13 protein-coding genes are annotated in these 11,984 nt (G+C 71.5%); 9 read left to right on the top strand and 4 right to left on the bottom strand.

What is annotated here, in order from left to right; translation table 11 throughout:
- Positions 1 to 2 precede the first annotated feature (2 nt).
- The 7 genes from ybeY (at position 3) to KKZ08_RS12865 (ending at position 4,829) form a co-directional block, all read left to right on the top strand.
- Positions 3 to 500, top strand: a complete 498-nt coding sequence (gene ybeY / locus KKZ08_RS12895) for an rRNA maturation RNase YbeY (RefSeq protein WP_223774583.1) — start codon at positions 3 to 5, stop codon at positions 498 to 500.
- Between the two features lie 4 nt (positions 501 to 504).
- Positions 505 to 1,809 carry a hemolysin family protein gene (locus KKZ08_RS12890; protein ID WP_223774582.1) on the top strand — a complete coding sequence of 435 codons (1,305 nt, stop codon included), beginning with the start codon at positions 505 to 507 and terminating at the stop codon, positions 1,807 to 1,809.
- Positions 1,806 to 2,162, top strand: coding sequence for an MmcQ/YjbR family DNA-binding protein (locus tag KKZ08_RS12885; RefSeq protein WP_223774581.1), 357 nt, complete (start codon positions 1,806 to 1,808; stop codon positions 2,160 to 2,162). Before KKZ08_RS12890 ends, KKZ08_RS12885 begins: the two co-directional genes overlap by 4 nt.
- A gap of 160 nt (positions 2,163 to 2,322) precedes the next feature.
- Positions 2,323 to 2,556: a DUF397 domain-containing protein gene (locus KKZ08_RS12880; RefSeq protein ID WP_223774580.1), complete on the top strand. Its 234-nt coding sequence runs from the start codon at positions 2,323 to 2,325 to the stop codon at positions 2,554 to 2,556.
- Positions 2,557 to 2,649: 93 nt separating this feature from the next.
- Complete coding sequence (locus KKZ08_RS12875) at positions 2,650 to 3,003, top strand: cytidine deaminase (protein ID WP_223774579.1); 354 nt, start codon at positions 2,650 to 2,652, stop codon at positions 3,001 to 3,003.
- 116 nt (positions 3,004 to 3,119) lie between these two features.
- On the top strand, positions 3,120 to 4,073 hold the full coding sequence (gene era / locus KKZ08_RS12870) for a GTPase Era (RefSeq protein ID WP_223774578.1): 954 nt from the start codon (positions 3,120 to 3,122) through the stop codon (positions 4,071 to 4,073).
- Positions 4,074 to 4,181: 108 nt separating this feature from the next.
- Positions 4,182 to 4,829, top strand: coding sequence for a TetR/AcrR family transcriptional regulator (locus tag KKZ08_RS12865; RefSeq protein WP_223774577.1), 648 nt, complete (start codon positions 4,182 to 4,184; stop codon positions 4,827 to 4,829).
- Here KKZ08_RS12865 and KKZ08_RS12860 read toward each other — a convergent pair.
- The 4 genes from KKZ08_RS12860 to KKZ08_RS12845 all read right to left on the bottom strand — a co-directional run bounded on the left by KKZ08_RS12860 (position 4,813) and on the right by KKZ08_RS12845 (position 8,923).
- Complete coding sequence (locus KKZ08_RS12860; RefSeq protein WP_223774576.1) at positions 4,813 to 6,051, bottom strand: MFS transporter; 1,239 nt, start codon at positions 6,049 to 6,051, stop codon at positions 4,813 to 4,815. The two genes, KKZ08_RS12865 and KKZ08_RS12860, sit on opposite strands and share 17 nt — an antisense overlap.
- The gene (locus tag KKZ08_RS12855; RefSeq protein ID WP_223779033.1) at positions 6,048 to 7,385 is read right to left on the bottom strand and encodes a GH1 family beta-glucosidase; all 1,338 of its coding nucleotides are present in this window, start codon (positions 7,383 to 7,385) and stop codon (positions 6,048 to 6,050) included. Before KKZ08_RS12855 ends, KKZ08_RS12860 begins: the two co-directional genes overlap by 4 nt.
- Before the next feature lie 148 nt (positions 7,386 to 7,533).
- The gene (locus KKZ08_RS12850; RefSeq protein ID WP_223774575.1) at positions 7,534 to 7,800 is read right to left on the bottom strand and encodes a protealysin inhibitor emfourin; all 267 of its coding nucleotides are present in this window, start codon (positions 7,798 to 7,800) and stop codon (positions 7,534 to 7,536) included.
- Positions 7,801 to 7,843: 43 nt separating this feature from the next.
- Complete coding sequence (locus KKZ08_RS12845) at positions 7,844 to 8,923, bottom strand: M4 family metallopeptidase (protein ID WP_223774574.1); 1,080 nt, start codon at positions 8,921 to 8,923, stop codon at positions 7,844 to 7,846.
- Between the two features lie 291 nt (positions 8,924 to 9,214).
- On the opposite strand from KKZ08_RS12845, the gene leuA reads away from it, so the two are divergent.
- The gene (gene leuA, locus KKZ08_RS12840; protein ID WP_223774573.1) at positions 9,215 to 10,936 is read left to right on the top strand and encodes a 2-isopropylmalate synthase; all 1,722 of its coding nucleotides are present in this window, start codon (positions 9,215 to 9,217) and stop codon (positions 10,934 to 10,936) included.
- 171 nt (positions 10,937 to 11,107) lie between these two features.
- On the top strand, positions 11,108 to 11,839 hold the full coding sequence (locus KKZ08_RS12835; RefSeq protein WP_223774572.1) for a TerB family tellurite resistance protein: 732 nt from the start codon (positions 11,108 to 11,110) through the stop codon (positions 11,837 to 11,839).
- The last annotated feature ends 145 nt before the right edge of the window (positions 11,840 to 11,984 follow it).

Below are 11,984 nucleotides of genomic sequence, written 5' to 3'. Positions count from 1 at the left end.
CCATGTCGATCGACGTCAACAACGAATCCGGAACCGAGGTCGACGAGCAGGCGATCCTCGACATCGCCCGCTACGCCCTCGCGCGGATGCGCATCCACCCGCTCTCCGAGCTCTCGGTGATCGTCGTGGACGCCGACGCCATGGAGCAGCTGCACATCCAGTGGATGGACCTGCCCGGGCCCACGGACGTCATGTCCTTCCCCATGGACGAGCTGCGGCCGCCCATGAAGGACGACGAGGAGCCCCCGCAGGGCCTCCTCGGTGACATCGTGCTCTGCCCCGAGGTCGCCATCCAGCAGGGCAAGGACGCCCCGACGCAGCACTCCATGGACGAGGAGCTCCAGCTCCTGACCGTCCACGGGGTGCTGCACCTGCTGGGGTACGACCACGAGGAGCCCGACGAGAAGGCCGAGATGTTCGGGCTCCAGGCGGCGATCGTCGACGGCTGGCGCGCGGAGAAGGGCCTCACCGGCCCCTCCCCGGCGCCCACCGTCTCCTGACGCCATGAGTTTCCAGCTGATCGCCGGGGCCGTCGCCCTGGTCGTCGTGGCCTGGCTCGCGGCGTGCGCCGAGGCCGGCATCGCCCGGGTCTCCAGCTTCCGCGCCGACGAGGCGGTCCGCTCCGGGCGGCGCGGCAGCGCGAAGCTCGCGCAGGTCGCCGCCGACCCGACCCGCTATCTCAACGTGGCGCTGCTGGTGCGCGTGGCGTGCGAGATGGCCGCGTCGGCCCTGGTGACGTACGCCTGCCTCAAGGAGTTCGACCGCACCTGGGAGGCCCTCGCGATCGCCATCGGCGTGATGGTCCTCGTCAGCTACGTCGCCGTGGGCGTCTCCCCGCGCACCATCGGCCGCCAGCACCCGCTGAACACCGCGACCGCGGCGGCGTACGTGCTGCTGCCGCTGGCCCGGATCATGGGCCCCATCCCGCCCCTGCTGATCCTCATCGGCAACGCCTTGACGCCCGGCAAGGGCTTCCGGCGCGGCCCCTTCGCCTCCGAGGCGGAGCTGCGCGCGATGGTCGACCTCGCCGAGAAGGAGTCCCTGATCGAGGACGAGGAGCGCCGCATGGTGCACTCCGTCTTCGAGCTCGGCGACACCCTGGTGCGCGAGGTCATGGTGCCCCGCACCGACCTGGTCGCCATCGAACGGTTCAAGACGATCCGCCAGGCCCTCACCCTCGCGCTGCGCTCCGGCTTCTCGCGCATACCCGTGACGGGGGAGAGCGAGGACGACATCGTCGGCATGGTGTACCTCAAGGACCTGGCCCGCAAGACGCACATCAACCGCGACAGCGAGTCCGAGCTGGTCTCGACGGCGATGCGGCCCGCGACCTTCGTGCCCGACACGAAGAACGCGGGCGACCTGCTGCGCGAGATGCAGCAGGAGCGCAACCACGTGGCCGTGGTCATCGACGAGTACGGCGGCACGGCCGGCATCGTGACCATCGAGGACATCCTGGAGGAGATCGTCGGGGAGATCACCGACGAGTACGACCGTGAGCTGCCGCCGGTGGAGGAGCTGGTGGACGGCTGCTACCGCGTGACGGCGCGGCTGGACATCGGCGACCTCGGGGAGCTCTTCGGGTTCGACGAGTTCGACGACGAGGACGTGGAGACGGTCGGCGGCCTGCTCGCCAAGCAGCTGGGCAGGGTCCCGATCGCGGGCGCCTCGGCGGTCGTGCCGCTGCCGGACGGGCGGGAGCTGAAGCTCACCGCGGAGTCGGCCGCGGGCCGCCGGAACAAGATCGTGACGGTACTGGTGGAGCCGGTCGCCCCTGCCGGTGCGACGGCGGAGGGAGAGCCCGAGTGACCCCCGATGAGCTGCGGACGTTCTGCCTCTCCTTCAACGACGCGGTGGAGGACTTCCCGTTCGACCCGGAGACCTCGGTCTTCAAGGTGGCCGGGAAGATGTTCGCGCTCACGGCCCTCGGCGGACGCCCGCTCACCGTCAACCTCAAGTGCGACCCGGACCTGGCGGTCCAGCTGCGGGCCGCGCACCCGGAGATCGCCCCGGGCTGGCACATGAACAAGCGCCACTGGAACACGGTGACGGTCGACGGCGATCTCCCCGACCGGCAGCTCAGGGAACTGATCGAGGACTCATACGATCTGGTGGTCGCGGGCCTGCCCCGAGCCCGACGACTGCGCCTCGACCGCCCCTGAGTGGCCCCGCGCGCTGTTCTCCTTCCCTCGTGGCGCAGGAGTAACTCGCCCTGGGGCGCGGGGCCTTGGCGAGAACCGGGCCGTTCATAATCGTGTGACGTCCCGTTATTCTGGAAGAGGTGCTGCGTGTCGCCTTCCGCACCCGGGGTGGAGGGGAAGCGTGGGCAGCTCACGGACCTGGCGCAAGAGCAGCGCGAGCGATGGCGCGGACGACACCTGTGTGGAGACCGCGTGGACCGGTGAGGCGGTTCTCGTGCGCGACTCCAAGCAGCGCCGCGGCGCCGTGCTCACCTTCCGCCCCGAGGCCTGGACGGCCTTCCTCGTCCTGGCCTCGGGACCGGCTCCGGCCGCCGTGCCCCACCGTTCGCCGGACGGCGTGACGGCCCGCCGCTGAGCGGCCGGGCCGTTTTCGGGCCCGGCGGGCGGTGGTGCGCGCCTGGCGCGGGGTGGCTCCCGGTGGTGGTGGGGTGCTCCTTATGCTCGTGGCATGACGCAGAGCACCGACCTCGGTCCCGAGGACCGCAAGATCGTCACCCTGGCCCGTTCCGCCCGGGTCCGCAACGGCGTGCCCGAGGGCGCGGCCGTGCGGGACGAGACGGGCCGTACGTACGTGGCGGGGACCGTGGCCCTTGAGTCGCTTCAGCTGTCCGCGCTGCGGACCGCCGTGGCGATGGCGGTCGCCTCGGGGGCCGAGTCGCTGGAGGCCGCGGCCGTGGTCTCCGGCGCCGACGCGCTCACCACGGAGGACCTCGCCGCCGTGCGTGACCTCGGCGGGGCCGGTACGCCGGTCTTCCTGGCGGGGCCCGACGGTGAGGTCCGGGCGAGGGTCGAGGCGGGCTGACGCGGGCGGACGCCTCCGCGCGGGAGGGCGGTCGCGGATCCCGGATTCCGGACGCCGCGAGCCCCGTGGGGGCTCGCGGTGCGGCGGGGCTCCGGGGATCAGGGACAATGGGCGCCATGAGCGTTCGTACCCCGTCATCAGCCGAGCCGTTCGAGGCCGCCCACCGCGCCGGCTTCGCCTGCTTCGTCGGCCGCCCCAACGCGGGCAAGTCCACCCTCACGAACGCTCTGGTCGGCCAGAAGGTCGCGATCACCGCGAACCAGCCGCAGACCACGCGGCACACCGTGCGGGGCATCGTGCACCGCCCGGACGCCCAGCTGATCCTGGTGGACACCCCCGGGCTCCACAAGCCGCGCACGCTCCTCGGCGAGCGGCTCAACGACGTCGTACGGACCACGTGGGCCGAGGTCGACGTCATCGGCTTCTGCCTGCCCGCGAACGAGAAGCTCGGCCCCGGCGACCGCTTCATCGCCAAGGAGCTCGCCTCCATCAAGAAGACGCCGAAGATCGCGGTCGTCACGAAGACCGACCTCGTCGACAGCAAGACGCTCGCCGAGCAGCTCATCGCCATCGACCAGCTCGGCAAGGAGCTCGGCTTCGAGTGGGCCGAGATCGTGCCCGTGTCGGCCGTCGGCGACCAGCAGGTGAGCCTCCTCGCCGACCTGATCGTGCCGCTGCTGCCCGAGGGCCCCGCGCTCTACCCCGAGGGCGACCTCACGGACGAGCCCGAGCAGGTCATGGTCGCCGAGCTGATCCGCGAGGCCGCGCTCGAAGGCGTGCGGGACGAGCTGCCGCACTCCATCGCGGTCGTGGTGGAGGAGATGCTGCCGCGCGAGGACCGGCCCGCGGACAAGCCGCTGCTCGACATCCACGCGTTCGTCTACATCGAGCGGCCCAGCCAGAAGGGCATCATCATCGGCCCCAAGGGCAAGCGGCTCAAGGACGTCGGCATCAGGTCCCGCAAGCAGATCGAGGCGCTGCTCGGTACGCCGGTCTTCCTCGACCTGCACGTGAAGGTGGCCAAGGACTGGCAGCGGGACCCCCGCCAGCTGCGGAAGCTCGGCTTCTAGCCCGCACCGGAGCCGAGCACGAGGCGCAGCGGTGGACCCCCGTCCCGCCGCTGCGCCGCCCAGAAGCATAACGCTGTTATTTTTCATAACGGCGTTATGCTTTTTTCCGTGTCCACCGGAAAACGCGACGCGGCCGACGTCCGCCGTCTCCTCCTCGACGAGGCCGCGCGCGTCCTCGCGGAGCAGGGGCCCGCCGCTCTCAGCGCACGGCGCCTGGTCAAGGAGGTCGGGGCCTCGACGATGGCGGTGTACACGCACTTCGGTTCCATGCCCGGACTCGTGCGCGAGGTCATGCGGGAGGGCTTCGAGCGGTTCCGGGCGCGGGCGCAGGGCCTGGAGCGGGGCACGGACCCCGTGGCCGAACTCGCCGGGCTCTGCCGGATCTACCAGGAGTTCGCGCGCGCCGAGTCCGACGTCTACGCGGTCATGTTCGGCGGCTCCGCACTCGCCGGGTTCGAACTCTCCGACGACGACCGGCGGATGGGTACGTTCATGATGCGCTTCCCGCGCGACGCGATCCTCCGCTGCGTCGAGACGGGCCGCTTCCGGGCGGACGCCGACCCCGACCTGCTCGTGCGCCAGCTCTTCGGCTCCATGCACGGCATCGCCCAGCTGACACGCGCGGGTTACATCATGGGAGACCACACACCGGGCGACGTGCTCGCGGGAACCCTGCGGGACTTCGCCGTCGCCGCCGGTGACGCGCCGGACGCCGCCGCGGCCTCGGTGGCCGCCGGGCTCAGTCCACGCCCCTGATCCGCGTCACCAGGACCGCCCCCGCCAGGCCGATCACCGCCGCCGTCAGATACAGCACGCGGTAGCCGCCGAGGTAGGTCACGACGGGCGCCGCGATGGCCGGGGCGGCCACCTGCGGCAGGGAGTTGGCGATGTTGATGACGCCGAGGTCCTTGCCGCGGTCCATGGCCGCGGGCAGGACGTCCGTCATCAGGGCGAAGTCGACCGACGTGAAGACGCCGAAGCCGACGCCGAGCAGCGCCGCCGCCACGATCGCCCCCGGCCAGGTCTGCCACAGGGCGAGCAGCCCGGTCGCCGCCGCCATCAGCGTGCCCGCCCAGATCACGAAGGGCTTGCGCCGCCCCACCCGGTCCGACCAGGCGCCGCCGAGCACGACGGTGGCGAGCATCGTCCCGCCGTTCACGGCCGTCAGGATCAGCACGCCGCCCTCCGGATCCCCGTGGTGCAGCCGGTCCCGGAGGAAGTACAGGAGGTAGAGCAGCACCACGGAGTTGCTGACGTTGATCAGGAAGCGGGTCAGCCAGGCCCAGGCCAGGTCCGGGTGGCGCCGGGGACTGAGCCAGAAGCTCCGCACGAAGCCCCGCCGGTCCCAGGGGGGACGCTCGGCGGTCGGCAGCCGCAGGTCGCGGTGGCGTACGACGTAGGGCAGGACGCCCGCCACGGTGAACACCGCGCACGCCGCGTACCCCGCGACCGTGCCGCCCGCCACCGTCGCGAGGCCCGTCCCGGTCACCACGCCAAGGAGCTGCGCCGCCCCGAGCCAGCCGCCGACCGCGCCCCGCTGGCGGCGCGGCACCCGGTCCGGCACGGCGGCGGTGACGGCCGCGAACGCCGCGTTCAGGGTCAGCTGGACCAGGCACCAGCCGGCCGCCAGCCACCACACGGAGCCCGCCGCCGACAGCAGCAGGAGCGCGGCGGCGCCGCCCGCCGTGCCCGCCACGATCCACGGGGTGCGCCGGCCCCAGCGGGACGTCGTGCGGTCCGACAGGGCGCCGAAGACCGGGTTCGCCGCCAGGGAGACGACCGCGCCGACGCCCGTCACCCAGGCCAGCACCGTCTCCTTCGACGTGCCCGCCGGGGCGAGATCCTCGGCCTGCACGGCGAGCAGGATCTGGAGCGGGCCGTACCAGCCCACCCAGATCGCGCCGTTGGCCAGTGACAAGGCGCCCGTCCAGCCCCGGCCGACCCGCTCGGTGGGCTCCCGCAGCGCGGTGGCGGTCATGCGTGCCGCGCCCGCAGGGCCTCGCGCAGCCAGTGGTAGGACGCCTTCGGGGTGCGCTCCAGCGTGTCGTGATCCACGTGGACGAGGCCGAAGCGCTGCCGGAAGCCCTCGGCCCACTCGAAGTTGTCCATGAGCGACCAGACGAAGTAGCCCCGCACGTCCACGCCCGCCTCCAGCGCCCGGTGCAGGGCCCGCAGATGCCCGTCCAGGTAGGCGATCCGCTCCTGGTCGTCGAGGCCTTCGTAGGAGCAGCCGTTCTCGGTGATCACGAGGGGCGGCAGGCGCTCGCCGTAGCGGTCGCGGAAGGCGGTGAGGAGTTCGGTGAGGGCCTCGGGGACGACCGGCCAGCCGAAGTCCGTGACCGGGTAGCCCTCGATCTCCCGTGGTGTGAAGGGGAGTTCGGGCGGGAGCGTGAGCCCGGAGAACTCGGTGGTGTGCGGGAGCGGGGCGCCCACCTTCGTCGGCTGGTAGAAGTTGATCCCGTACCAGTCGAGGGGCTCGGCGATGACCTCCAGGTCCGCGTCCGGGTCGGGCGACGGCATCAGCTCGCCGCACCCGTCGGGGTAGCGGCCGAGCAGCAGCGGGTCGGCGAAGAGGCGGTTGAGGAGTACGTCGTAGAAGTCGGCGGCCGCCGTGTCCTCATCGGCGCCGGACGCGGGCCAGGTCGGGCCGTGCGAGTTGGCGATGCCGATGTCCCGCGCGCCCGCCGCCCGCAGCGCCCGGACCGCGAGGCCGTGCGCGAGGAGCTGGTGGTGGGCGACCGGCAGCGCGTCGAAGAGGAGCCGCTCGCCGGGCGCGTGCTGGCCGAGGGCGTGCCCGAGCAGGGTGTGCTCGGCGGGTTCGTTGAGGGTGATCCACTTCTCGACGCGGTCACCGATGCGGGCCGCGACCACGGCCGCGTACTCGGCGAAGAGCCCGGCGGTGGCGCGGCTGCGCCAGCCGCCCGCCTCCTGCACGGCCAGCGGGGTGTCCCAGTGGAAGAGGGTCGGGACCGGCCGCACGCCCGCCGCGCACAGCTCGTCGACGAGGCGGTCGTAGAAGTCCAGGCCCGCCGCGTTCACCGGGCCCGTGCCGGTGGGCAGCACGCGCGGCCAGGAGACCGAGAAGCGGTAGGCGTCCACGCCGAGGTCGCGCAGCAGCGCCACGTCCTCGCGGTAGCGGTGGTAGTGGTCGCAGGCGACGGCCGCCGTCGTGCCGTCCTTCACCCGGCCCGGCACGGCCGTGAACGCGTCCCAGACCGATGCGCCCCGCTCATCGGCGGCGCCCTCGATCTGGTGGGCCGAGGTGGACACGCCCCACAGGAAGTCACGGGGAAATGAAGGCAAGGGGGACATGGGGGATATCGGGCTCGCCGTGGTCGCTGCCATGGGCGGGATCTTCCGTACCGCCGAGTACGGAAGTCAATGGGCGTGCGCCGAAAAGATGAACAGTGCTCATGTTTCACTGCTCATGTTTTACTGCGCAGGTTTTACTGTGCAGGTTTTACGAACCCTCCTTCAGGACCCGCGAGATCAGCTGCCGCTGCGCCTCGGACAGCCGCGGATCCGAGCAGTACACCGTGCGCCCGTCCACCGTCAGCTGGTACTGGAAGCCGTCCGGCACCCCTATGGGCGGTGTGCTCCGGCCCTCGGCCATGGCCTGTTCCGCCAGCGCGTGCCACTCGGGGGCATCGGCCAGCGCCGAGGTGTCGACCTCGGCGTGCCGGTCGATGCCCGCGAATCCTCCCGTGCGCTTCACCTGGATACGCATGGGTCCTGTTTACTCCACCCCGTGGGCGGCCGGTAGCGCGCCATCAGCCGTCCGTGGCCGGCACCTTGACGGCGGACCACGCGTCGGTGACGGCCTTGAGCTCTTCGCCCTCGCCGTACTTCTGGCGCGCCGCGGCGACCGTCAGCTTCGCGAAGTCCTCGAACGACGCGTCCTGCGCCAGCTCCCCGCCGGTCAGCACGGCGTACCAGATCTGCCCGGCCCGCTCCCACGAATGGCCGCCGAGCGCCTCCGCGACCAGGTAGAACGCGCGGTTGGGGATGCCGGAGTTGATGTGCACGCCGCCGTTGTCGCGGCCCGTGCGCACGTAGTGGTCCATGTCGGCGGGCTGCGGGTCCTTGCCGAGCACGTCGTCGTCGTACGCCGTGCCTGGCTCCTTCATCGAACGCAGGGCCTTGCCGGTGACGCGCGGCGCGAGCAGGCCCGCGCCGATCAGCCAGTCGGCCTCCCGGGCGGTCTGGCCGAGCGTGTACTGCTTGATCATCGAGCCGAAGACGTCCGCCATGGACTCGTTCAGGGCGCCGGGCTGGCCGAAGTAGGTGAGGTTCGCCGTGTACTGCACGACGCCGTGGGTCAGCTCGTGGCCGATGACGTCCACGGCGATGGTGAAGTCGAGGAAGATCTCCTTGTCCCCGTCGCCGAAGACCATCTGCTCGCCGTTCCAGAACGCGTTCCCGTAGTCCTCGCCGTAGTGGACCGTCGCGTTCAGCGGCAGGCCGCTGCCGTCGATGGAGTCCCGCTCGTACGACTTCTGGAAGAGTTCGAAGGTCGCGCCGAGGCCCGCGTACGCCCGGTTGACGGTGGCGTCCTTGCCCGGCTTGTCGCCTTCGCCGCGCACCTTGCGGCCCGGCAGCTCGGTGCGGCGCTCGGCGTCGTGGATGGTGCGGTGGGGCTTGCCCGCCGCGGCCTCCTCGGGTGCGGCGACCGCGGGCGCGCCGATGACGGTCGTCAGCCGGCGGCGGGTGCGCTCGATGGAGTCCCGCTCCAGGGTGCGGCGGGCGGGTGCGGCGAGTGCCGGGTCCTGGCTCCGGGCCAGGGTGTCCAGGACGTGGGGCGGCACGATGGTGCAGAAGACGGGGTCGAAGCCCGTGGGGTTGGCGGTCATGGCGGCAATGTGGCACTGGGTCATGCCGCTGTCACTAGCTGCAACCATGATTGCTGAAATAGAGGGATTGATCACCACTAGGGGTTTATCCGGCGGCGGTCCCGCATACTGATACGGGCCCGCGCACAGAGCGCGGCTCGGCTAGGCTGCGGCACATCATGCGATTCGGGCTGCTTCTCCTTAGCTGCCGCGGCGAGGGCCTGTAGTCGAGGCCGACCCCCTCCCCGCGGAGTTCGGCGTTGCGCTAAGACCGTCGGCCGTCCTTCAGGACACTTCCGAGGAGCCCCGCACATGCCGAACTTCCAGCGCCCCACGTCCATGCCGATCCACAAGTACGGCCAGTACGAGCAGGTCGGCATCCCGGACCGCACCTGGCCGGACAAGCGGATCACCGTCGCCCCCCGCTGGCTCTCCACCGACCTGCGCGACGGCAACCAAGCGCTGATCGACCCCATGTCCCCGGCCCGCAAGCGCGCCATGTTCGACCTGCTGGTACGCATGGGCTACAAGGAGATCGAGGTCGGCTTCCCCTCCTCGGGCCAGACCGACTTCGACTTCGTGCGCTCCATCATCGAGGACGAGGACGCGATCCCCGAGGACGTGACGATCTCCGTCCTGACGCAGGCCCGTGAAGAGCTGATCGAGCGCACCGTGGAGTCCCTGAAGGGCGCCCGCCGCGCGACCGTCCACCTGTACAACGCGACCGCGCCCGTCTGGCGCGACGTCGTCTTCCGCGGCTCGCGCGACGCCGTCAAGCAGATCGCCGTGGACGGCACGCGGCTGGTGATGGAGTACGCCGACAAGCTGCTGGACGACCGTACGACGTTCGGATACCAGTACAGCCCCGAGATCTTCACCGACACCGAGCTGGACTTCGCCCTGGAGGTCTGCGAAGGCGTCATGGACGTCTGGCAGCCCGACGCCGACCGCGAGATCATCCTGAACCTGCCCGCCACGGTCGAGCGCTCCACGCCCTCCACCCACGCGGACCGCTTCGAGTGGATGTCCCGCAACCTCTCGCGGCGCGAGTTCGTCTGCCTGTCCATCCACCCGCACAACGACCGCGGCACCGCCGTCGCCGCCGCCGAGCTGGCCGTCATGGCCGGCGGCGACCGCGTCGAGGGCTGCCTGTTCGGCCAGGGCGAGCGCACCGGCAACGTCGACCTGGTCACCCTGGGCATGAACCTCTTCTCCCAGGGCGTCGACCCGCAGATCGACTTCTCGGACATCGACGAGGTCCGGCGCGTGTACGAGTACTGCACGCAGATGGAGGTCCACCCCCGCCACCCCTACGCGGGCGACCTGGTCTACACCGCCTTCTCCGGCTCCCACCAGGACGCCATCAAGAAGGGCTTCGACGCGCTGGAGACCCGGGCGGCGGCCGCGGGCAAGACCGTCGACGACATCGAGTGGGCCGTGCCGTACCTGCCCATCGACCCCAAGGACGTCGGCCGCTCCTATGAGGCCGTCATCCGCGTCAACTCGCAGTCCGGCAAGGGCGGCATCGCGTACGTCCTGAAGAACGACCACAAGCTGGACCTGCCGCGCCGCATGCAGATCGAGTTCTCGAAGATCATCCAGGCGAAGACCGACGCCGAGGGCGGCGAGGTCACGCCGGGCGCGATCTGGAGCGTCTTCCAGGATGAGTACCTGCCCAACCCCGAGAACCCCTGGGGTCGGATTCAGGTCAAGAACGGCCAGACGACGACCGACACCGACGGCGTCGACACCCTCACCGTCGAGGCCACGCTGGACGGCGCGGACACCGTTCTGACCGGTTGCGGCAACGGCCCGATCTCCGCGTTCTTCGACGCGCTGCAGGGCATCGGCATCGACGTACGCCTGCTGGACTACCAGGAGCACACGATGAGCGAGGGCGCGTCCGCGCAGGCCGCCTCGTACATCGAGTGCGCGATCGGCGACAAGGTGCTGTGGGGCATCGGCATCGACGCCAACACCACGCGCGCCTCGCTGAAGGCCGTCGTGTCGGCCGTCAACCGCGCCGCGCGCTGACTCTCCCACCGGCTCTCCACCGGCCCCGCCCGCCTCCGTGGCGGGCGGGGCCGCGTCGTCTCCCGGCCACCTCCGGCTCGCTCTCCTGTACGAGCTACTGACGCGGCATCATCGATGTGGCTAACATCACGCCAACGCGGCAATGCAGCCGGGGAGTTACGGAGGTGCGTGGTGCTGCCAGAACGGGGACTGAACGGCCGGAAAGCCCGCATCTCCGCCAGGCCCGTCTCACGCGGGCGGGCCCTGTGCCGGCGGGTGGTCGGAATGCACACCGCCTGGGACGCCGTCGGCGACGGCGAGTTCTTCTGCCCCGCCTGCGGCGGCGACCGCAACTACCAGCGGCTCACCGGACGGCGCCGCTTCGTCCTGCTCGGCCTGCCCCTCGTGCCGCGCGGCGCCGCGGGACCCGTCGTCCAGTGCGCCGCCTGCCAGGACCTCTTCGACCCCGACGTCCTGGACCACCCCACCACCACGCGGCTCTCCGCGATGCTGCGCGACGCCGTCCACACCGTGGTCCTCGCCGTCCTGTCCACGGGCGGCGCCGCCACGCGCGCCGCGCTCGACACGGCCGTCGGCACGCTGCGGGCCGCGGGCTACGACGACTGCACCGAGGAGCAGCTCGTCGCCCTCGTCGACGCGCTCGCCGCCGACACCGGCCGCGCCACCGAGCCCGACTGCGGCCCCGGCCTCGCCATCGAACTCCACGAGGCCCTCGGCCCCCTCGCCCCGCACCTCGCCCCCGCGGGACGCGAGGCGCTGCTCCTCCAGGGCGCCCGGATCGCCCTGGCCGACGGCCCCTACACCCCCGCCGAACGCGACGTCCTCGCCACGGCGGGCTGCGCGCTCACCATCTGCTCCGAGGACGTGACCCGGCTCCTCGTGGCGGCGCGTACGCCGTCCTGACGCCCGGCGCGTGACACCCCCGCGCGTACTCCGCCGGGAGTAGTCACCGCCCCGCGCCTCCCGGCGGTGTAACCGCGGACTCGCCCCCGGGCCCGACGGAACGCGGCCCGCTTCCCGGAAGGGTTGACCCCGAACACGTCACCCC

Origin of the sequence: Streptomyces sp. 135 (assembly GCF_020026305.1) — a bacterium.
Taxonomy (GTDB): Bacteria; Actinomycetota; Actinomycetes; order Streptomycetales; family Streptomycetaceae; genus Streptomyces.
This window is presented reverse-complemented; position numbering and strand designations above follow the sequence as displayed.

Coding starts and splice junctions, on each gene's coding strand:
- KKZ08_RS12875 (WP_223774579.1), top strand. CDS start 2,650: ATGACGCAGAGCACCGACCTCGGTCCCGAGGACCGCAAGATCGTCACC.
- leuA (WP_223774573.1), top strand. CDS start 9,215: ATGCCGAACTTCCAGCGCCCCACGTCCATGCCGATCCACAAGTACGGC.
- KKZ08_RS12860 (WP_223774576.1), bottom strand. CDS start 6,051: ATGACCGCCACCGCGCTGCGGGAGCCCACCGAGCGGGTCGGCCGGGGC.
- era (WP_223774578.1), top strand. CDS start 3,120: ATGAGCGTTCGTACCCCGTCATCAGCCGAGCCGTTCGAGGCCGCCCAC.
- KKZ08_RS12850 (WP_223774575.1), bottom strand. CDS start 7,800: ATGCGTATCCAGGTGAAGCGCACGGGAGGATTCGCGGGCATCGACCGG.
- KKZ08_RS12855 (WP_223779033.1), bottom strand. CDS start 7,385: ATGTCCCCCTTGCCTTCATTTCCCCGTGACTTCCTGTGGGGCGTGTCC.
- KKZ08_RS12845 (WP_223774574.1), bottom strand. CDS start 8,923: ATGACCGCCAACCCCACGGGCTTCGACCCCGTCTTCTGCACCATCGTG.
- KKZ08_RS12890 (WP_223774582.1), top strand. CDS start 505: ATGAGTTTCCAGCTGATCGCCGGGGCCGTCGCCCTGGTCGTCGTGGCC.
- ybeY (WP_223774583.1), top strand. CDS start 3: ATGTCGATCGACGTCAACAACGAATCCGGAACCGAGGTCGACGAGCAG.